Genomic DNA, 20,060 nt, shown 5'->3' with positions numbered 1-20,060 from the left:
TAAATAATAAGGAGTTTAAAAATTATGATGCAAAATGATATGCCAAATTATCCAGACTTGATTGAAGCAACTTTTTCAGCACTTCATGAGCTAGGCGGCTCTGGAAAAAATGATGAGATAAATAAAAAAGCAATCGAAATATTAGAGTTGTCTGATAGGGTATTAGATGTTATGCATACCAACACAAATATGACAGAAATCGATTACAGATTGGCATGGGCAAGAACTTTACTAAAAAATTTCGGTGCAATAGATAATAGCGCTAGAAGTGTATGGTCTATTAGCACTAATTTCACACAAATTCTGACTATAGACGGTATGGAGGTTTATAAAAAGAAAAACATAAATCAAATTTCTGAACCATCATCTTCTGTGTCAAACTCTCTAGATATAGAAGATAATACTCCTGAAGAAATACGCAGCTGGAGGCAAAGATTACACGAAGTACTCCTAAAAATGAATCCTTACGGCTTCGAGCGATTAGCGCAAAGACTGTTACGGGAATGCGGTTTTTCTCAAGTTGAAATTACAAAAAAATCAGGCGATGGTGGTATAGATGGCACTGGAACACTAAAGATTAACGGTATGGTAACTTTTAAAATCGCATTTCAATGTAAAAGATATCAAGGCTCTATAGGCTCTCCTGAAATACGTGATTTTAGAGGTTCTTTAACTACCGATATTGAAAAAGCAGTATTTATAACTACTGGAACTTTTTCTAAATCTGCGATAGAAGAAGCTGAAAAAGCTGGTAAGCAACAAATAGACTTAATGGATGGCGAAGCATTTATATCAAAAATTGCCGAATTACAAATTGGAGTAAAAGAAGTTACTGATTACTTAATCGATGAAGACTTTTTCTTTAACATGTAAATACATTGTTTACTAAAATAACCAAAAAACAATCCTCGAAAACGATACATTCCAAAGCTTTCGAGGATTTATTTATCTACTCCCACTCGATCGTTGCAGGCGGCTTAGAGCTTATATCATAAACCACACGATTTATGCCGCTAACTTCGTTAATGATACGGCGTGAAACGTTTTCAAGTAGATCGTAAGGAAGTCTTGAAAAACTTGCCGTCATGCCGTCGCTTGCATCCACCACGCGGATACAAACGGCATTTTCGTAAGTGCGGTTATCGCCCATTACGCCGACTGAATTTACGTTTAGAAGTACGCAGAACGCTTGCCAAGTTTTGTTATACCAGCCTGTTGATTTAAGCTCGTCACGAAGTATCACGTCAGCTTTGCGAAGCAGCTCTAGGCTAGGAGAATTTACCTCACCCATGATACGTATCGCAAGTCCCGGACCGGGGAATGGATGGCGAAAAACAAGATCTCGAGACAAACCAAGCTCAAGCCCAAGCTGTCGAACCTCATCTTTAAAAATATCTTTTAAAGGCTCTATCAGCTCAAAGCTCATCCAGTCAGGCAGCCCGCCTACGTTATGATGACTCTTTATCGTCTTGCTTGAGCCTACGACCGAGCTTTCTATGATGTCGGTATATAGCGTGCCTTGAGCTAGGAATTTTACGTTATCGTGCTTTTTAGCCTCTTTTTCAAAAATTTCTATGAATGTTTCGCCGATTATCTTGCGTTTTTTCTCAGGATCGGTTACGCCGGCAAGCCTCTCAAGAAAAATCTTGCTAGCATCGATACTTACAAGCTCCACGCCTAGTTTGGTTCTAAAGGTTGCTTCAACCTGCTCTCTTTCACCCGTTCTTAAAAGTCCGTTATCGACAAATACAAGTATGACGTTTTCAGGGATTGCGTTAGCTAAAAGTGCTGCAACCACGGAGCTATCCACGCCTCCGCTTACTGCGCATAGGACTTTTTTATTGCCCACTTGCTCTTTTATCTTCGCAATTTGCGTTTTAGCAAAGCTTCCCATATTCCAAGTGCTTTCGCAGCCGCAGATATATTTGGCGAAATTCTTTAAAATTTGCGTTCCAAATTCGCTATGCTGCACCTCTGGATGAAACTGAAGCGCATAAATTTTACGTTTATCATCGCCAAATACGCAATAAGGAGAATTTTCGCTTACGGCAAGCGATTCAAAACCGTTTGGTAAATTTAAGACCATATCCGAATGACTCATCCACACGATCTGTTTTTCAGGCGTATCCTTAAATAAATCATGAGGCTTGATTACGTTTAATTCGGCCTTCCCATATTCTTTTTGATTTGCAGCCACAACTTCGGCTTTATTTACGTGAGCGATAAGCTGCATGCCGTAGCAAATTCCCAAGATAGGAAGCTTCATTTTAAATACGCCCTGATCGCAAAAATACGCATCATTTGCATAAACGCTTGCAGGTCCGCCGCTTAAAATTATCCCTTTTGGCTTTTTAGCTTTTATATCTTCAAGCTTAGCGTTAAACGGCAAAATTTCGGTATAAACGCCTTGTTCGCGAAGGCGACGAGCGATAAGCTGGGTGTATTGCGAGCCAAAATCCAAAACTATAATATCTGATTGCGTCATTAGTATAATCCTAAAATTTCAAATTGCACATACCAAACGACAAGCGATACGATATAGCCTACCACTATCGTCCAAGCATGCTTCATGTGAGCGCCAAACGTATAAATTCCTTTTAGCTTGCCCATTACTCCAACACCCGCAGCAGAACCAAAGCTGATCATAGAGCCGCCGATTCCCGCTGTTAGCGTTACGAGCAGCCACTGATCAAGTCCCATTTCAGGGCTTGACTTAAGCACCGCCGACATTACAGGGACGTTATCAACGATTGCCGATAAAAATCCTACCGCGATATTCATAGTCGTAGGTCCGAATTTATCATAAAGCGCAACAGCGTGATTTAAAAATCCTAAATAGTGAAGCGCGCCGACTGCCGCCAAAATGCCGAAAAAGAAGTAAAGAGTGTCGTTTTCTATCTTTGACATGTAGTGAAATACATGCATAGGCTCTTCGTTTTTATACATTCTTTTATAGTAGTAAGTATAAAGACTAAGCAAAGAAAGACCAAATATCATACCCCACATAGCAGGTAAATGGAAAAGTTGGTGCGACATTACGGCAGAAAAAATTGTGAAAATTCCAAGCCCGATTACTACCTTGCCGCCTTTTTTGATAGTTACTTTAGGCTCTGTAGCGGGATCAAAGTGAGGACTTCCTTCAGGAACTACGCGCACAAGCAATACCGCAGTAACGATCCAGCCGATAAGAGAAGCAGGAAAAAGTGCTAAGAAATCAATAAACGGAGCCTTGCCTGCAGCCCAAGCCATAAGCGTAGTTATGTCGCCAAAAGGACTCCATGCACCGCCTGCATTTGCCGCTACGACGATGTTTATAGCTCCTGCGACTAAGAAATTCGTATTGTGTCTATCTATAGTTATTAAAACCGTAGAAAGGATAAGTGCGGTAGTTAGGTTATCAGCTACCGGGCTTAAGAAAAATGCTAGCACACCCGTTAGCCAAAAGAGTTTTTTGTAAGTGTAGCCTTTTGAAACGAGGTTATATTTAAGCGTGTTAAATACGTCTCTTTCGATGAGCGCCTCGATATAGGTCATCGCAACCATTAAGAAAAATACGATTTGCGAAATTTCAAGGATCAGGTGATCGACCTCGTTTTTTAGCGAGCTTATCTCCATGCCGTTTAAAACCATATAAAAGCCGATAAGTATAAACATAAACGTTCCGATAAACATAGCAGGCTTTGCTTTATTTATATGGAAATTTTCTTCAGCGGCGATAAAAAAATACCCCACGACAAAAATGATAAGACAAGCTATACCTATCCAAGTCGTAGTAAGGTCTACAGGCTCGCTACTGCCGCCTCCTGCAGCGAAAGCAAGCCCGAACAAAAGGCTTAAAAGTCCAAAAATCCTCATTTTTTCTCCTTAAAGTTTATTTATTTTTTCGGTTTTAGTAGTGTTTATTCTGTCTGAATCGTCATAAAACGGATCAGCTTTATACCCGCACCCGCTAAGAAAAATTAACAAAAAAAATGCTAAAATCGCCTTATGAAAGACGCTAAATTTATCATAAATCATATCGTAAATAATCCCTTTTTCTATAAGCTAAAAAACCAAAGCGAGTGCGCTAAATTCGTTAAGCTACTAAGCTTAAACCACCAGCGCCTCATAGCCTTTTGCTACGTTAAAAACAGCATTTTGTTTTTTGCTCTTAAGCACCCTTTGGGGCTTCAAGAGTTTAAACGAGATAGTAATATAAATATGTTAAAAGGCTTATTAAAAATTTATGCTAGCGCAAACGAAGGCTCTATTTTAGGTCAAATTTCAGATATAAAATTTTTCGTTACTAAAAATTTGCGCTTTAGCATTACACCTAAAATCGCAAAAAAACAAATTTACATAGAAAAATCCAAAGGCAAATTTATAAATCTAGCCAAAAACCCTCAAATTCACGCTAAATTTGAGAACATTCGAGAGGCTATAAGGTCAAATTTAGATGCTAATTGACGAGATTCGCTCTCTGCCAAACAGCCCGGGAATTTATCAGTATTTTGACAAATTCGATAAGCTTCTTTACGTAGGCAAGGCTAAAAATTTAAAAAACCGCGTTAAGAGCTACTTTAGCTTCACACCCTCTCTTGCGCCTTCGCCTAAAGCAGGAGCTAGAATTTTTAAAATGATAAGCCAAACGGTTCATCTTGAATACATAGTAACTCCAAGCGAAGCCGACGCGCTGATACTTGAAAACTCTTTCATCAAGCAGCTAAAGCCAAAATACAATATTCTTTTGCGAGATGACAAGACCTATCCTTACATATATGTCGATTTTGACGATGAATTTCCACGATTTGACATTACTCGCAGGATAATAAAAGGCAAAAATATCAAATACTTCGGGCCCTATTTTAAGGGAGGAAGAGAGATGCTTGAAGCGCTTTATCTAAATTTTAAGCTCGTTCAAAAAAGAAGTTGCGTCAAGGGCAAAAAATCTTGTTTATTTTATCAGATCAAGCGTTGCGAAGCGCCGTGTGAAGGCAAAATAACCAAAGAAGACTACGGTAAAATAGTAAATTCAGCCATATTAGCCCTTCAAAACCCGCACAGCCTGCAGGCGAATTTGTCAAATTTGATGATGCAATACGCAAAAAACCAAAACTACGAACAAGCGGCTAAGATTCGCGATAAGATAGAAATAATAAAAGATTTGGAAGTAAAGATAGAAGTTGATCTTGCCAAACTTGAAGACTTTGAAGTATTTGCCATAAATCTGCATGAAAATTTTATCTGCGCGGTTAGATTTAGCGTGCAAAACGGCAAAATAATCGGCGTAAATCAAAACATAACCCCGTCTAAAACCGCATCAAGCGAAGAGATAAACGAGGCTTATAAGCAGATCATCTTAGAAAGCTTTAGTATAGACAGCCCAGTGATAACGACTAAAATTTATACTAATGACGAATTTGAAGATGCAAGCTTGATAGAGGAAATTTTAAGCAAAAGGCACGGCAAAAATTTTAGCGTCAAAACCCCAAAAATCGGCGAAAAAAAGCGAATTTGCGAGATGGCTAAAACAAACGCCGAAATTTCTATCAAAAACTATATAAAAAGCCACGATAATGACTTTTTATGCTCGCTTAAAGAGTATTTTGAACTCACTCACACGCCTTATAGGATCGAAGCATTTGACAACTCTCATATGTTTGGCGAAGCTTGCGTGGGAGCTATGATATGCTTTGATAACGGCGAATTTGCAAAAGAGCGATATCGTCATGTGCATTTAGAAGCTAGAAACGACTATGATCAGATGAAAGAAATGCTTATAAACAGAGCTTTGCGCTTTGACAAGCTGGCTCCGCCCGATCTATGGGTGATAGACGGGGGCGAGGCTCTTTTGAATTTAGCTAACGAAATTTTAAAAAGCAGCGGTGCAAATATCGATGTGATCGCAATATCAAAAGAAAAAATAGACGCTAAGGCGCACCGAGCAAAAGGAGCCGCAAAGGATAAAATTTACACCGCAAAAGGAATATTTTCGCTCGCTACGGACGATAAAAGGCTTCAGTTTTTTCAGAGGTTGCGCGACGAGGCACACCGCTTTGCCATAACCTTTCATCAAAAAAGCAAAAAGAAAAAGGATTTGCACGCCAGCAAACTTGCAAATGCGGGAATTTCAGCAGGAAGTATCGCCAAGCTCATTAAATTTTATGGAAATTTTGAAAGTATATTAAACGCCCAACTTAGCGAAATAGCAAAAGTTACAAACAAAAGCGTAGCAAGTAAAATAAAAGCTATTAAAGATAGTGAAATTTAGGACTAAATTTTAAAGAGCAAATTTGCCAAGTGTTTAGCGGCTTTTCTTTTCTAGCTCCTCATATCTTTTATAAAATTCGCAACTATCCTCATATCCCATATCACAACCCATTTTTAGTAACCTATTCGCTCTTGCTTTGTCTTTATTCACCCCCTTTCCTTCATAGTACAAAAATCCTAAATTCATACAAGCGCCCGGATATCCTCCCTCACAAGCTATGGTAAATAAATTTGCGGCTTTTTCATACTCAATAGCGCCGTATAAAGAGTTGTTGTATAGATTTCCAAGTGCAATGCAGCCATCTAAAAATTCATTTTCGCAAGCGTTTTTATAAAGCTCTTTAGCTCTATTTATGTCCATATCGACACCATATCCGCCCTCATACAAAGATCCCAGCTCATAGCAAGCCTGCATTAGTTTGCCGTCGCAAGCCGTTTTAAAAAGTTCGCCTGCTCTTTCATAGCTAAGCTTAAGATCAACCCCGTCATAGTATAAATAAGCTATTTCTAAGCAAGCCTTTGCATATCCGAATTTACAATACTTGTAAAAAGACTCATCGATAATTTTTTGGTTTTGGCTAGGTTCAAACGATGTTGCGTAACGTGTCGCGGCAAGATAACACTCCAAAGAGTCGTTTATCTCGCAAGCCATTTGAAAAGAGGCGTTAATTTTTGGATATTTAAGCTCAAGCTTGGCTGCGAGAGCATAAGAAATTCCAAGCTTTTTGCAAGAGATTATATCATTAAGCAAACAAGCTTTTTTTAAAAGATTATTTGCTTTTATATCCTGCTCTTTGGTATCTTCTTCAAAATAAACAAATGCAAGATAGCGACACCCTAAAGGTTCATCAAGATTACAAGCAGCATGAAAAAACTCACTCGCCTTATGGCGGTTCATAGTTAATCCAAACGCTCCATTCAAATAAAAGCTTCCAACGCAGTAGCAAGCAAACCCAAGCCCCATATCGCAAGCTTTTTTATGAAATTTAACTCCTTTTTCATAGCCTCTCTCATCTCCTTCAAGCAAAGAAGCTCCTGCGACAAGACAGCTTCTTGCATCTCCTGCATTGCAAAGCGCCTCTTCGTCGCTTAAATTATCAATGCCGGCGTTTAAAACGAGAGTGAAAAAGAGCAAAACGTATAAAATTTTTATCATTGATTTTGGACTTTTATTGATATCAAAAATCAAATTCTATAATTTAACTACTAGATATTTACTTAAATTTGTTAGAAATTTTATAAATTTATAAATAGAAGATAAATTTGACTTGAAAGTCTAAAATTTCAAGTCAAATTTGCTAAATTTTAGGCTTAATAACCCTTTGCTTTTAGCGTTTTGTAGTTATCGCACGCAGGCTGATATCCTAGCTCGCAAGCTCTACCGTAGTGCTTTTTAGCCGTTCTTAAGTTTCTCTCTACACCAAAAGCTTTATCGTAAAGCTCGGCAAGATTATTGCACGCTCTGTATTCGCCGGCATCGCATGCAGCCCTATATAACAAGATAGCCTTTTTGTTATCTTGCTTTACTCCTTGTCCGTTTGCATAGAGCACTCCGAGATTACTGCAAGCTAGAGCATGTCCGCCGTCGCACGCCTTGGTAAATAGCTCAAAAGCTTTTTTAAAGTCTTGCTTGTCGCCCTCTTTCATATAAGCCGTGCCTAAATCATTGCAACTTATAAAATTTCCTCCTTTGCACATAGCTTCAGCGTTGCTCATGTTTGCCCACAGAGCCAAAGCTCCGACAGTTAAAGCAAGGATAATTTTCCTCATCTTCATTCTCCTTTTTATAGAAATTTTATTTATCACTCTTTTTTTCTTGCGAACTATCGCCTTTAAACCAGTTTATAACCTTATCAAAGACGCTTTCATCGGCACTACTTTTGCCGCCTTCTATACCAAAACTCGCCTGAAGCTTGTTTAAAAGCTCTCTTTGCTCGTCATTTAGCTTACTTGGAGTTTGAACCGAAATTTGAGCTATCAAGCGACCTACTTTTTTGCTATTTATACTTTTTACGCCTTCGTTCTCAAAGACAAATTGCTGCTTATCTTTAGCCCCTATCGGCAATTTTAGCTCAGTCGTGTCCTTAAGCGTCGGTATAGTTATCGTCTCGCCAAGCATCGCCTGAGTAAAAAACACAGGAATTTCGATATAAACATCATTACCGTTTCTTACGAAGTGCTCATCCGGCTCAACAGAGATATTTACGTAAAGATCTCCTCTGCTTCCGTCAACCGAGACATTACCTTTACCGCTAACTCTCATCCTCATACCGTCATCAACGCCTGCAGGGACATTTATCTTGACGCTATGCTTTTCTTCTTCGTATCCTACGCCGCTACACTTACCGCATCGCTCTTTTACTACTTCGCCGGTACCGTGGCAATACGGACACTCCTGCACGAAGCTCATAAATCCGCGTTGCTGGCTTATGCGACCTCTTCCGTGGCAATGCGGACAAGTCTGGTGTAAGCCGTCTTTCGAGCCTGTACCCTTACAGCTTGCGCACGGCTTTTTAACTTTATACTCAAGCTCTTTTTCTATACCGAAAATCGCTTCGTTAAATTCTATCCCTATTGATATCTCAAAGTCAAGCGGATATTTATCCAGGCTTCTTTTCTTCCTGCTTGTGCCGCCAAAATCTCCGCCAAAAAACGAGCTAAATATATCTCCCAAATCAAAATCCGCTCCAAATCCGCTAAAGCCGCCCATGCCGCCTTGAAGGCCTGATTTGCCATATCTATCATAAATGCTCCTTTTCTCCTCATCGCTTAACACCTGATAAGCTTCGTTTATAAGCTTAAATTTATCTTCGGCCTCTTTATTTCCTTGGTTTCTATCCGGGTGATACTTAAGAGCAAGTTTTCTAAACGCCTTTTTTATAGTTTCTTGATCGCTTGTTTTACTGATTTCTAAAATTTCGTAGTAATCAATCTCCAAAAAAATCTCCTAAATTCGTCTATTTTAAAAGGCGATTTTATCCTATTTAAACTAAATTAAATTTTATTTATCATTTTTTAATCAAATATACGAGCGGTACGAGTTGATTTTGTGTTTTCTATAATTTTAAAATTTTTAGTTATAATTGCGCTATCATAGTAAGAAAGGAAACAAAATGATTAATGTTTTAATGATTGAAGATGATCCGGAATTTGCTCAAATTTTGTCTGAATATCTAGATAGTTTTAATATCAAAGTTACAAATTTCGAAGATCCTTACCTCGGACTAAGTGCGGGGATAAAAAATTATGATTTGATCATTCTTGATCTTACGTTACCGGGAATGGACGGACTTGAAGTTTGCAAAGAAATTCGCGAAAAATACGATATACCTATCATTATCTCTTCAGCTAGAAGCGATATAAGCGATAAGGTAGTAGGTCTTCAAATAGGTGCTGATGATTACCTGCCAAAACCATACGATCCAAAAGAGATGCACGCTCGCATCATGAGCTTAATTCGTAGATACAAAAAGACTAGCGAAAGCGTTGAAGAGACGATTGATTCTCTCTTTAGAATAGATGAAAAAAGACATGAAATTTACTATAATAACGAGGCTCTGACCCTAACTCCTGCAGAATACGAGATACTTACTTATCTTATCAAGCAACACAGCTTTTCGGTATCTCGCGAGCAGCTGGTATATAACTGTAAAAGCTTAAAAGATAAAGACTCAAAGAGCTTAGATGTCATCATAGGAAGATTAAGGGCAAAGATAGGCGATAACTCAAAAAGCCCTAAACATATCTTTTCGGTAAGAGGAATAGGCTATAAACTCGTAGGATGATACGCTACTCTATAACCACGAAAATAACGGTAGTATTTGCTATCGCTTTCTCGCTTGTTTGTATGTTGCTTTTAACTTTTGGCAACATACAACTAAACGATATGCTCGAAAAGACTAAAGACAAGCAGATGAGTGCAATAACTTATCTTGTCGATCTTTATGAGCGCTCAAATCCGCCAAGCGACCTCTCGCAGTATTTTAAAAATTTCGGTTTAACCTATGTGGATAATAAAAATTTAGCCGCAGACATCATCGCAAACGGGCATGTGGTCCAAGCCAAGCAAACCCCGATAGGCATGATGCAATCAATCCACTACAAAGACAACGTTTTTTTGCATATCAAAAATTCAGCCTTTCAAATTCTGCTTGAGAGCAATGACGCTAAAAACATAAACGATCCGCTTTGGATAGGATTTTTTATCACGACAACCCTACTTGTATCGTTATATATTTCGGTTATCAACTCGCTTGCTCCGCTTAAAAAACTTGGTAACGATATGCGAAAATTTGCCGCCGGCAACATGGACGTAGAGATAATCTCTCCAAAAACAGTAAAAACGGATGACGAAATTTCACGGGTTGCGATCGAATTTGATAACGCCGCAAGCAAGATTAGAGAGCTTATTCGCTCGCGCCAACTGTTTTTAAGAACTATTATGCACGAGCTAAAAACCCCTATCGGCAAGGGGCGGATAGTATCTGAGATGGTGCAAAACGAAACGCAAAAAAACAGGCTAATAACCATATTTGAAAAGCTTGATATGCTTATAAACGAATTTGCTAAAATCGAGCAGCTATTATCTAAAAGTTATGCGCTCAACTACCAAGAGTGCTTCTTTTCTATCATCATGGATCAGGTTAAAGATATGCTCATGCTTGATAAATTCGAAGAAAAAGTATCCTGCGAGATCAACGACGACATGCTGCTTCGCGTGGATTTTCAGCTCTTTACTCTAGCGCTTAAAAATTTGATAGATAACGCCATAAAGTACGCCGACGATAAAAAAGCTCATATAATCTGTGATAAAAACGAAATTTACGTTAAAAATTTGGGCAAACCGCTTGAAAAACCGATTGATTATTATATGCAAGCTTTTATCAGAGAAAAAAATAGCAAAAGCGCAGGAATGGGGCTTGGACTATACATCATCGAACAAATTTGCAAGATGCACAAATTTAGCCTCACATACTCCTACAAAGACGGTTATCACATCTTTTGCATAAATACAAAACCAAAGGAAGCAGTTGAAAAAAGGGCTTGAGAAATTTAACGAGCTTGTGTCCGCGTTTGAAAAGCTTCCCGGAGTCGGCAAAAAATCAGCCCAACGCTTTGCTTATCACGTCTGCTTGCAAGATACTTTTGGCGGGCTAAAACTTGCTCAAAGCATAGAAGATGCTGTTAGATTTACAAGAAAGTGCCAAATTTGCGGCGGGCTTAGCGAAAACGAGATATGCGATATCTGCAGCGATGAAAAGCGCGACAGTACCCTTGTAGCCGTAGTGGAAAACGCAAAAGATATCTTAGTGCTTGAGCAAAATGGAATTTATGGCGGGCTATATTTCGTGCTTGATGAGATAACTCCTGAAAATATCGGCAAGCTTGAAAACATGATAGTTAAAAACGGCACCCAAGAGATAATCTTCGCATTCACGCCAAACATAAACAGCGACGCGCTTATGCTCTTTATCGAAGATCAGCTAAAAGATCTAAATGTAAAATTTAGCAAGATAGCTCAAGGAGTTCCGACAGGAGTTAGCCTTGAAAATATCGATCTACTATCGCTTATGAAGGCGATTGAAAGCAGAACGCAGGTATAAATTTACGCTTAATCTGCAAAGAAAGCTCATAAAAGCTTTGAAATATAAAATCAAACAAACCACATGCTAAGCCACAAGCCTTGCTTTGGCACAAATTCAAATTTCTAAAATTCGTAAGTTAAATTTTAAAAGCCGATAGTTCAGCTTAAATTTGTGGATTATCTCTTTGTATGATTTAAAATTTACGGCATTAAGCCGTAAATTTAAGTTGATTATTTTGAAGATTTTTCTATATAAGAAAACTCAGAAATTTTAGTCCACTCTCTAGCTTTTTTCAAAAACGCTCTTTGAGAATCAAGAATTTCTTTAAACAGCGCGTCCTTGCTCGCCTCTTCGTCTAAAATTTCATCAGTCGCCTTCTTAAGCGCACTCATCACATCTTCAGGAAATGACTTAACCTGAATATCAGGAAATTCGCTTTTCATCTTGTTCCAAAATTCGCTATTTTCATAATACGCCTTTGTGAAAAGATCGCTTGCAACTTTATTCATAGCTCCTTCTAAAATCGCTCTTAGATCCGCAGGTAGCTTTTCAAAGCTCTTTTTATTTACGAAAAACTGAGTCTGACCGCTTGGCTCTTGCCAGCCGGTGTAGTAAAATTTAGCAACCTTATGAAAGCCAAGCCCCATATCAAAAGCAGGACTTACCCACTCTACAGAGTCAATCGTCCCCATCTCAAGCGCCATATAAAGCTCGCCGATAGGAATTGTGTTTATCACTACGCCAAGTTTAGCCATAACCTCGCCGCCAAAGCCAGGAATTCGCACTTTTAGGCCTTTGAGATCATCTAAGCTTTTAACTTCTTTTTTAAACCAACCGCCCATTTGAGTGCCTGTGTCGCCCGCGTTAAATACTTTGATGTTATATCTATCATAAACTTTAGCCTCAAGCTCTTTGCCGCCGCCAAATTCATACCAAGCGCGAAGCTCGCTTGCCGTCATACCAAAAGGAAGTGCGGTAAAAAACATCGTTCTTGCGTCTTTTCCTTTGTAATAATAAGAAGCCGTGTGTCCGATATCGTATTGTCCGCTCTTTACAAAATCAAGTATGCCAAATGGCGACTTGTGCTTTGACGGATGATCAACTCTTATCTCAAGCCTTCCTCCAGACATCTCTTCGGCAAGGCGCTTAAATTCCTTAATCGCATCTCCAAGCACCGGTGTAGTGCTCTCCCAAGTGCTGGCTACTTTAAGTTTATACGTCTTGCCGTCCGCAAAGCCAAAAGTTACGGCAGCCATCGTTAATAAAACAGCTAAAACCGCTTTTGGCTTCATCGCGTTTAAAAACATTATCTCTCCTTTAGGTTAAAAATATCTAGGAATTATATAAAATTTTGCAAGAGGCTTTATAAAAATGTGTAGATAAAAGTTTAGTTTTTCGTTAAAAGCTACGAATTGTAACTATTTTGTTTCTAAAATTTAGATAGAATTACCAAAATCAAATCAAGGGCAACTATGATAAAAAAGACAAAAATTCTAGCGACTATCGGACCCGCCAGCGAAAGCGAAGAGATACTTGAAGAGCTTGTAGAAGCCGGAGTAAATGCGTTTAGACTAAATTTCAGCCACGGCACGCACGAATATCACAAAGCAAATATAGAAAAGATAAGAAGAATAGAAAAAAAGCTAAACTATCGCATCGGCATCTTTCAAGATATCTGCGGACCAAAAATAAGGATAGGTAAGCTCAAAGAGCCTTTTGCACTCAAAGCGGGCGATATCATAGAGGTTTACGGCACTGAAATACTAGGCGAGCAAACTGCACAAAATCGCTACAAACTAAGCATCAACCAGCCTCAAATTTTGCCTATATTAAAAGAAGGAGAATACATCTACTTATATGACGGCTCAATCCGTGCAAGAGTCATAAAAAGCGGAAAAGTCGTAGAGGCGATGATAGAAAATAACGGAATTTTAAGCTCAAACAAGGGAGTAAATTTCCCAAATACAAAGATAAATATCGAAGTTATTACACCAAAAGACAAAGAAGATCTTAAATTTGGCGCTCAAAACGGGGTAAATTTCGTAGCGATATCCTTCGTGCAAAACGCAAACGACATCATCAAAGCAAGAGAAATTTTAAAAACCTTTGGCTCAAAAGCTAAAATTTACGCCAAGATAGAGAAATTTGACGCCGTAGAAAATATAGACGAGATCATAGCGGTAAGCGACGGCATCATGGTTGCGCGTGGAGATCTTGGCATAGAAGTACCTTACTACAAGGTGCCAACCATACAAAAGCTAATCATCAAAAAAGCAAACGAAGCGGCCAAACCAGTCATCACGGCGACTCAAATGATGCTAAGCATGACAGAGCATGAAACTGCAACAAGAGCCGAGATAAGCGATGTGGCTAACGCCATCCTTGACGGTACCGACGCAGTCATGCTAAGCGAAGAAAGCGCCATAGGCAAAAACCCCGTAGCGGTCGTAAAAGCTATGAGAAATACTATCGTACAAGTGCAGCAAATTTATCCTTTTAATAAATTTGACGCTTTTAGCTACTACGATGAGACCGACATGGTCGCCTCCAGCACCACACGCCTTGCTACTCAGCTTAAGGTTGACGGCATACTTTCAGTAACGGGCTCGGGAAAATCGGCTATAAAAATGGCAAGATACCGCACGGATATCGATATCATCGCAGTTACTCACGATGAAGAGACGGCTCATTCGCTAACTCTGGCTTGGGGCGTGATACCTGCGTTTACGGTTGAGCAGGATATGCTGAATTTAATCATCGCCAAAACAACCAAAAAGGCGTGCGATCTTGGATTTATCCAAAAAGATAAGACTTACATAATGACTGCGGGATATCCTGCCGGAGTTGAGGGTAGCACCAACCTTATACGTATATTAAAGCAAGATCAGATCGATTATTACATCGATGTGGCAAACAGCTTAGAGAAGTGAGGCAAAAATGCAGAGTATAAAAAAATGGCTTAAAATAGGTGCAATCATCGCTGTTGTGCTTGCTATTATCATAGGTTTTCTAATCGTGCCGTTTTTAAATGTGGATCGAATTCAAAGATTTATCCTAACCGATAGCCAAACAAAAGTTACCGAAAAGCTCTCAAAGCAGCAAGATGATATGCTAATGCTTTTAAAGGAGCAAAATGAGCTTCAAAAGCAAATTTTAACCGAGCTTAAAAGGCTAAATTTAGAGAAATCTCAGTAGATAAATTTGTCTGTAAAAATTAATAAATCAGCAGGCGCAATTAAAGTAAGAAAGCTTTCCTCATAGAGACTTCTATCCTGCTTTCATCAAGTTCGTTTGAATAGAATAAATTTAGAGCTAAAACCGCTTGATAAAGAAGCATATCGCTTCCGTTTTTAGCGGTAGCTCCAAGCGAAACGGCTAAGGTTAAAAACGGAGTAGGTTTATTGTAGATAACATCAAAGGCAAATTTGCTTTGGCATAAAACATCTTGTAAAATTTCTTTTGGCGCTGGCAGGCTGTCGTCATTTAATCCTGCGGAAGTAGTATTTACTACCAAATCAAAATCACGAATTTTAAATTTATCCCAAGTAAATTTATTAAATTCGCCAAAATTTTCTAGCCTAGCCAAGCTTCTATTTAATACGCAAACATCGACATTTGCGCTACTAAGAGCATAAGCAACCGCTTTAGCGGTGCCGCCCGCTCCTAAGATGAGGGCTGATTTTATCTCGCCAAAATTTTCTATCGCTTTTAAAAACCCGAGCGCATCCGTGTTATATCCGTAAATTTCATCATTTTTTAAAACGATTGTATTTACAGAGCCGATTTTTAAGGCGCTTTCTTCAACTACGTCGCATTGATTTAGAGCTATCTCCTTGTGAGGGACGGTTATATTGGCTCCGTTAAGTTTTAGCTCTTTAAATTTATTGACTAAATTTGATCCGTCTTCAAGCAGATATCTTGAATAAACTCCGTCAAGCCCCATTTCGCTAAGAGCCAAGTTATGAAGCCTCGGCGAAATGGAGTGTGAGATAGGATTTCCAAAAACGGTAAAGAATTTCATCACTTAATATTTACTATAAATGCACCGCTTGCAATGTTTTTCTTAATTTTAGCTAGCTCGCCCGCAAGCTCTTTGCTACTATAAGGACCTACTAGAATTTTAATTACTTTGTTTCCTTTAACCGTAGTTCCGTAGAGATTATAAGTATAACCGTTTGCCTTAAGCTTTCTTATCTCTGCTGAATTTTCATCAAATTTACTAACGGCAAATACTTGGATATAAGTCCCGCTAGGCGGAGTTACACTAGGATCTTTTGAGTCGGCTTTAGAAGCAGGTGTATCTTTTTTAGGCTGCTCTGCTTTTTTCTCAGGCTTTTTAACTTCTTCTTTTGGCTTAACTACTGTTATTTTAGGCTCTTGCTTTGCAGATTTTTCCGCTTTAGCGTCTGCTTTTTTAGTAGTTTCGCTAGCTTTTTTCTCGGGTTCTATAACTTTTTGTATAGTCTTAGACTCTTGTTCAACGCTTAAATTTTGTTCTTGCTTATGCTTAGAATCTTTATCTTTTAAAGCCTTAACCATATCCTCAAAACTATCTTGCGTCTTTCCTTCCGGTATGATAGGAACTTGCTGGAACAACTCGTCATTTTTAGCCAGCTCTTCAGGCTTTGGCTGCACAGGAGTAGGTACCGGCTTAGCTTCGTTTTGAGCTAAAGCACCATCTTGGGTTGTAGCAGGAGGCGTAGGTTTAGGCGCCTGCGGTTCTGGAGGAAGCACTAATCTTGAATCAGGTTGCGCTACAGTATTATCTTGTCCGCTTGAGTTTAAAATTTTCATCGCAACCAAAACACCTAAAAATACTATAAGCGCCAGCGCGATTAGCATTAAAATTTTCTTTGTGTTTTTACCTTTTTTTTCATCATTTTTTTCGAGCATGATATCTCGTAATTCATTATATTCCATCTTATCTCCTTACATATGCTTAGACCACGATGCCCCACGTTCCTTTTGATAGACCTTATAAGGCAAAGTAAGTATGTTAAAATCTCTTGGAACTTCAAGTGTCGGAAACACTCTCCACTCCTTTGCTAGCCGCTGAGACAAAAGCATGGATAGCTTGCTTGCCAGCTGATAGCCTTCATTTAGCGTTGTGTGACCTTTATGTATATATAGGTGCAAATGCCCAGGTGTCTTGGTCTCATACGCTGTAAAATTTATATACCCCTCTTCTCTAAGCAACAACTGTGCCCTGTGCCAAAATCGCTCGGGCGTGCGTCCGTTATAATCAAATACGATATTTTCAACCTTATCGCTTGCACTTATCAAAGAGTGCGCTGCAATAATCTTGCCTTCGTTATGATCTTTTATCACTTGAAAATTTAACGGTTCGTCAATTTTTTCAAATTTATTAAAAAATATCCTTCCTTTGTGATCAATCTTATTTACGATATTATCGCGCTTAACCCAATAATGGGTCGTGATCATCTTAATTAGCGTTATATCTATATTTTGCATTAATACATTGCTCTATCATAGATGATAAATTTGCTCGCAAGCTCTTTTAGTTCGGCTTTTATCTTGCTTTGAAGTTCTGTATTATTTATATCATCAAGCACATCAGCTATCTTATTTGCGATAAGCTCAAATTCGCTCTCTTTCATTCCTCTAGCCGTAAGCGCTGGGCTTCCTACGCGAATTCCGCTTGTTACAAACGGGCTTCTTGTCTCGCCCGGAACCGTGTTTTTATTAACAGTAATTCCTGCATTTCCAAGAGCTATATCAGCCTCTTTACCGCTAAATTCTTTATTTAAAAAGCTCATTAAGATTAGGTGATTATCAGTACCTCCGCTTACTAGATCGTATCCTCTAGCCATTAGCACTTCGCCTAGTTTTTTAGCGTTTGCTTTAACTTGCTTTGCATAAATTTTCCACTCAGGAGATAAGTTATGCTTAAATCCTACCGCCTTACCTGCGATAACATGCACGAGAGGCCCGCCTTGAATTCCGGGGAAAATCGCCGAATTTATCTTTTTAGCATACTCTTCGTTGTTTGTCATTATGATACCGCCGCGAGGTCCTCTTAGCGTCTTGTGAGTCGTCGAGCTTACCACGTCACAATGCGGAAACGGATTTTGATGCTCGCCTGCAACGACAAGTCCCGCGATGTGAGCTACATCCGCAAATAATATCGCACCAACCTCATCGGCTATCTCGCGAAATTTCTTAAATTCAATCTCTCTTGTATAAGCACTAGCTCCGCAAACTATCATTTTTGGTTTTACGATTTTAGCGATATCAAGAACTCTTTCGTAGTTTATCCTGCCGTCAAGCTCAACTCCGTAAAAAAAGCTCTCATAAATTTTACCAGAACTACTTACCTTTGCACCGTGCGTAAGGTGTCCGCCGTGGCTTAAATCCATACCTAAAATTTTATCTCCCGGATTTAAAAGCGCTCCATATACGCCTTGGTTTGCTTGAGAGCCCGAATTTGGCTGAACGTTTGCAAATTCGCAACCAAAAAGCTCTTTACATCTATCTATAGCGATCTGCTCGATCTGGTCTACGAATTCGCATCCGCCGTAGTAGCGTTTGCCAGGATAACCCTCGGCGTATTTGTTTGTAAGGATTGAGCCCATCACTTCCATCACTTCAGGATAGGTGAAATTCTCGCTAGCTATCATCTCTAAATGATCGCATTGGCGCTTTAGTTCGGCTTGTGTTAAGTCAAAAATTTCTTTATCATAGTTTTGTAAACTCATTTTTCATTCTCCTTGATTTCGTTTTTAAGAGGTCTCATCGCAGGAAACAACACCACATCCCGAATGGATTTTTTATTAGTTAGTAGCATAACAAGTCTATCTATGCCTATACCTTGCCCTGCGGTCGGTGGCATAGCGTATCCAAGAGCCTTTACGTAATCCTCATCCATGGCGTGCGCTTCGTCATTGCCGGCATCTTTAGCTTTAATTTGCTCAGAGAAGCGGTTATACTGATCAATCGGATCATTAAGCTCGTTAAACCCGTTTGCTATCTCTCGTCCTGCGATAAAGAGCTCAAATCTTTCGGCTATTTCAGAATTAGTGTCGCTTCTTCTTGAAAGCGGGCTAATAGAAATAGGAAAATCTATAATGAAAGTCGGATTTATAAGCTTGCTTTCTACGTAATTATCAAAAAGCTCAGCTTGCAAATGACCCAAATCAAGCTTGGCGTTTGCCTCAAATCCATCGGACTTTAACTTAGCTAAAATTTTATCCTTATCTTCAATTACATCTGCCGAAATTTCGCCTACTTCAATAAGAGCCTTTTTATAACTCATCCTCTTAAACGGCTTTGAAAAATCAATCTGCATACCATCAAATTCTATAACTTTTTCCATATCAAGCTTATCGAACAACACTCCAAACAGCTCTTCCGTAAGTCCCATAAGATCGTGATATGTGTGATATGCCCAGTAAAATTCGATACTTGTAAATTCAGGATTGTGAGTTAGATCCATGCCCTCGTTTCTGAAATTTCTATTCATCTCATAAACGGCTTCAAATCCTCCTACTATAAGACGCTTGAGGTAAAGCTCAGGTGCAATTCTCATATAGCGATTTATACCAAGAGCGTTATGAAAAGTTACAAACGGCTTAGCGTTAGCTCCGCCTGCTATCGGGTGCATCATCGGAGTTTCAACTTCCAAAAAGCCCTTATCTTCAAAAAATCTTCTTATAGTGCTAACGATGATAGAGCGCTTCTTAAAATCCGTCCTTACCTCAGGATTCATGATCATATCAAGGTATCTTTGGCGATACCTAGTCTCGATATCCACAAGCCCGTGATACTTTTCAGGAAGCGGGCAGATAGCCTTAGTAGCTAGAGTAAGTTCGCTAACATGCATAGAAAATTCGCCCGTTCTAGTTACAAAGGCATAGCCTCTAACAAATATGATGTCGCCTACTTCGATATTTTTCTTTACGACTTTAAACCAGTCTGGATCAAGAGTCTTGTTGCTAAAATAAATTTGCAAATTTCCATCTTCATCTTCGATATTGGCAAATATCGCTTTACCTGCATCGCGTATTAGTTTAACGCGACCCGCAAGGCTTACAAACTGCCCTTCGGCACTCTTTGACTCGGTATCTTTGATATGGTTAAATTTAAGTCTGAATTTTGAGATATTCATATCTCGTCTTAAGAAGTGAGGATATGGGTTTATACCCATTTGTCTTAGCTCCTCGATAGTTTTTAATCTTTGAATTTCCAGCTGATTTTCAAATATCACTA

General features: G+C 39.0%; 19 protein-coding genes. 8 read left to right on the top strand and 11 right to left on the bottom strand.

Going from position 1 to position 20,060, the window contains the following annotated elements; all coding sequences use genetic code 11:
• Positions 1-27: 27 nt before the first annotated feature.
• On the top strand, positions 28-873 hold the full coding sequence (locus ACHJH3_RS07535; protein ID WP_407064279.1) for a restriction endonuclease: 846 nt from the start codon (positions 28-30) through the stop codon (positions 871-873).
• A 76-nt stretch (positions 874-949) separates the two neighbouring features.
• Here ACHJH3_RS07535 and guaA read toward each other — a convergent pair whose 3' ends face one another.
• A complete protein-coding gene (guaA, locus tag ACHJH3_RS07530) occupies positions 950-2,485 on the bottom strand; it encodes a glutamine-hydrolyzing GMP synthase (protein WP_172200273.1) in 1,536 nt (511 codons plus the stop codon).
• A complete protein-coding gene (nhaD, locus tag ACHJH3_RS07525; protein ID WP_407064278.1) occupies positions 2,485-3,855 on the bottom strand; it encodes a sodium:proton antiporter NhaD in 1,371 nt (456 codons plus the stop codon). The genes guaA and nhaD overlap by 1 nt, the downstream gene beginning before the upstream one ends.
• Before the next feature lie 132 nt (positions 3,856-3,987).
• On the opposite strand from nhaD, the gene ACHJH3_RS07520 reads away from it, so the two are divergent.
• Positions 3,988-4,446 carry a hypothetical protein gene (locus ACHJH3_RS07520; RefSeq protein WP_407064277.1) on the top strand — a complete coding sequence of 153 codons (459 nt, stop codon included), beginning with the start codon at positions 3,988-3,990 and terminating at the stop codon, positions 4,444-4,446.
• Positions 4,436-6,250, top strand: a complete 1,815-nt coding sequence (gene uvrC / locus ACHJH3_RS07515; protein ID WP_407064276.1) for an excinuclease ABC subunit UvrC — start codon at positions 4,436-4,438, stop codon at positions 6,248-6,250. Before ACHJH3_RS07520 ends, uvrC begins: the two co-directional genes overlap by 11 nt.
• Positions 6,251-6,283: 33 nt before the next feature.
• On the opposite strand, the gene ACHJH3_RS07510 is transcribed toward uvrC, so the two are convergent.
• The 3 genes from ACHJH3_RS07510 to dnaJ form a co-directional block, all read right to left on the bottom strand.
• Positions 6,284-7,405: a tetratricopeptide repeat protein gene (locus tag ACHJH3_RS07510; RefSeq protein ID WP_407064275.1), complete on the bottom strand. Its 1,122-nt coding sequence runs from the start codon at positions 7,403-7,405 to the stop codon at positions 6,284-6,286.
• 155 nt (positions 7,406-7,560) lie between these two features.
• Entirely contained in the window at positions 7,561-8,019 is a 459-nt protein-coding gene (locus ACHJH3_RS07505) for a tetratricopeptide repeat protein (protein ID WP_407064274.1), read from the bottom strand.
• Positions 8,020-8,044: 25 nt separating this feature from the next.
• Entirely contained in the window at positions 8,045-9,187 is a 1,143-nt protein-coding gene (gene dnaJ, locus ACHJH3_RS07500) for a molecular chaperone DnaJ (RefSeq protein ID WP_407064273.1), read from the bottom strand.
• Positions 9,188-9,362: 175 nt separating this feature from the next.
• On the opposite strand from dnaJ, the gene ACHJH3_RS07495 reads away from it, so the two are divergent.
• Genes ACHJH3_RS07495 through recR form a run of 3 tightly spaced genes read left to right on the top strand, consistent with a single transcriptional unit; the run spans position 9,363 to position 11,852 of the window.
• Positions 9,363-10,034, top strand: coding sequence for a response regulator transcription factor (locus ACHJH3_RS07495; RefSeq protein ID WP_169940512.1), 672 nt, complete (start codon positions 9,363-9,365; stop codon positions 10,032-10,034).
• Entirely contained in the window at positions 10,034-11,296 is a 1,263-nt protein-coding gene (locus ACHJH3_RS07490) for an ArsS family sensor histidine kinase (protein WP_173031975.1), read from the top strand. The genes ACHJH3_RS07495 and ACHJH3_RS07490 overlap by 1 nt, the downstream gene beginning before the upstream one ends.
• On the top strand, positions 11,280-11,852 hold the full coding sequence (recR, locus tag ACHJH3_RS07485; protein WP_407064272.1) for a recombination mediator RecR: 573 nt from the start codon (positions 11,280-11,282) through the stop codon (positions 11,850-11,852). The genes ACHJH3_RS07490 and recR overlap by 17 nt, the downstream gene beginning before the upstream one ends.
• A 212-nt stretch (positions 11,853-12,064) precedes the next feature.
• Here the strand turns inward: recR and ACHJH3_RS07480 are convergent, their stop codons facing one another.
• A complete protein-coding gene (locus ACHJH3_RS07480) occupies positions 12,065-13,141 on the bottom strand; it encodes a TRAP transporter substrate-binding protein (RefSeq protein ID WP_407064271.1) in 1,077 nt (358 codons plus the stop codon).
• Positions 13,142-13,306: 165 nt separating this feature from the next.
• On the opposite strand from ACHJH3_RS07480, the gene pyk reads away from it, so the two are divergent.
• Positions 13,307-14,764 (top strand): pyruvate kinase, encoded by a 1,458-nt coding sequence (pyk, locus tag ACHJH3_RS07475; protein ID WP_407064270.1) that lies wholly within the window; start codon positions 13,307-13,309, stop codon positions 14,762-14,764.
• A gap of 7 nt (positions 14,765-14,771) precedes the next feature.
• Positions 14,772-15,029, top strand: coding sequence for a hypothetical protein (locus ACHJH3_RS07470; RefSeq protein ID WP_407064269.1), 258 nt, complete (start codon positions 14,772-14,774; stop codon positions 15,027-15,029).
• A gap of 40 nt (positions 15,030-15,069) precedes the next feature.
• Here the strand turns inward: ACHJH3_RS07470 and ACHJH3_RS07465 are convergent, their stop codons facing one another.
• From ACHJH3_RS07465 to lysS, 5 genes are read right to left on the bottom strand one after another with little or no spacing between them, the layout of a single operon-like run.
• Entirely contained in the window at positions 15,070-15,855 is a 786-nt protein-coding gene (locus ACHJH3_RS07465) for a shikimate dehydrogenase (RefSeq protein ID WP_407064336.1), read from the bottom strand.
• Positions 15,855-16,754 carry an SPOR domain-containing protein gene (locus ACHJH3_RS07460; protein ID WP_407064268.1) on the bottom strand — a complete coding sequence of 300 codons (900 nt, stop codon included), beginning with the start codon at positions 16,752-16,754 and terminating at the stop codon, positions 15,855-15,857. The genes ACHJH3_RS07465 and ACHJH3_RS07460 overlap by 1 nt, the downstream gene beginning before the upstream one ends.
• Positions 16,755-16,763: 9 nt before the next feature.
• Positions 16,764-17,306, bottom strand: a complete 543-nt coding sequence (locus ACHJH3_RS07455) for a DUF1882 domain-containing protein (protein ID WP_169940526.1) — start codon at positions 17,304-17,306, stop codon at positions 16,764-16,766.
• Positions 17,306-18,550, bottom strand: coding sequence for a serine hydroxymethyltransferase (locus tag ACHJH3_RS07450; protein ID WP_407064267.1), 1,245 nt, complete (start codon positions 18,548-18,550; stop codon positions 17,306-17,308). Before ACHJH3_RS07450 ends, ACHJH3_RS07455 begins: the two co-directional genes overlap by 1 nt.
• Positions 18,547-20,055, bottom strand: a complete 1,509-nt coding sequence (gene lysS, locus ACHJH3_RS07445) for a lysine--tRNA ligase (RefSeq protein ID WP_407064335.1) — start codon at positions 20,053-20,055, stop codon at positions 18,547-18,549. The genes ACHJH3_RS07450 and lysS overlap by 4 nt, the downstream gene beginning before the upstream one ends.
• Positions 20,056-20,060: the final 5 nt, after the last annotated feature.

The sequence above is a fragment of the Campylobacter canis genome, from assembly GCF_045504005.1.
In the GTDB taxonomy this organism is placed as follows: domain Bacteria; phylum Campylobacterota; class Campylobacteria; order Campylobacterales; family Campylobacteraceae; genus Campylobacter_A; species Campylobacter_A canis.
The sequence above is the reverse complement of the archived record's forward strand: the minus strand, read 5'-3'. Positions and strand labels throughout refer to the sequence as shown.

Excerpts from the sequence above, each read along its gene's own strand:
- ACHJH3_RS07450 (WP_407064267.1), bottom strand. The coding sequence starts at position 18,550 with ATGAGTTTACAAAACTATGATAAAGAAATTTTTGACTTAACACAAGCC.
- ACHJH3_RS07470 (WP_407064269.1), top strand. The coding sequence starts at position 14,772 with ATGCAGAGTATAAAAAAATGGCTTAAAATAGGTGCAATCATCGCTGTT.
- ACHJH3_RS07460 (WP_407064268.1), bottom strand. The coding sequence starts at position 16,754 with ATGGAATATAATGAATTACGAGATATCATGCTCGAAAAAAATGATGAA.
- ACHJH3_RS07535 (WP_407064279.1), top strand. The coding sequence starts at position 28 with ATGCAAAATGATATGCCAAATTATCCAGACTTGATTGAAGCAACTTTT.
- pyk (WP_407064270.1), top strand. The coding sequence starts at position 13,307 with ATGATAAAAAAGACAAAAATTCTAGCGACTATCGGACCCGCCAGCGAA.
- ACHJH3_RS07510 (WP_407064275.1), bottom strand. The coding sequence starts at position 7,405 with ATGATAAAAATTTTATACGTTTTGCTCTTTTTCACTCTCGTTTTAAAC.
- ACHJH3_RS07480 (WP_407064271.1), bottom strand. The coding sequence starts at position 13,141 with ATGTTTTTAAACGCGATGAAGCCAAAAGCGGTTTTAGCTGTTTTATTA.
- guaA (WP_172200273.1), bottom strand. The coding sequence starts at position 2,485 with ATGACGCAATCAGATATTATAGTTTTGGATTTTGGCTCGCAATACACC.
- ACHJH3_RS07465 (WP_407064336.1), bottom strand. The coding sequence starts at position 15,855 with ATGAAATTCTTTACCGTTTTTGGAAATCCTATCTCACACTCCATTTCG.
- nhaD (WP_407064278.1), bottom strand. The coding sequence starts at position 3,855 with ATGAGGATTTTTGGACTTTTAAGCCTTTTGTTCGGGCTTGCTTTCGCT.
- uvrC (WP_407064276.1), top strand. The coding sequence starts at position 4,436 with ATGCTAATTGACGAGATTCGCTCTCTGCCAAACAGCCCGGGAATTTAT.
- ACHJH3_RS07455 (WP_169940526.1), bottom strand. The coding sequence starts at position 17,306 with ATGCAAAATATAGATATAACGCTAATTAAGATGATCACGACCCATTAT.
- ACHJH3_RS07505 (WP_407064274.1), bottom strand. The coding sequence starts at position 8,019 with ATGAGGAAAATTATCCTTGCTTTAACTGTCGGAGCTTTGGCTCTGTGG.
- ACHJH3_RS07520 (WP_407064277.1), top strand. The coding sequence starts at position 3,988 with ATGAAAGACGCTAAATTTATCATAAATCATATCGTAAATAATCCCTTT.
- ACHJH3_RS07495 (WP_169940512.1), top strand. The coding sequence starts at position 9,363 with ATGATTAATGTTTTAATGATTGAAGATGATCCGGAATTTGCTCAAATT.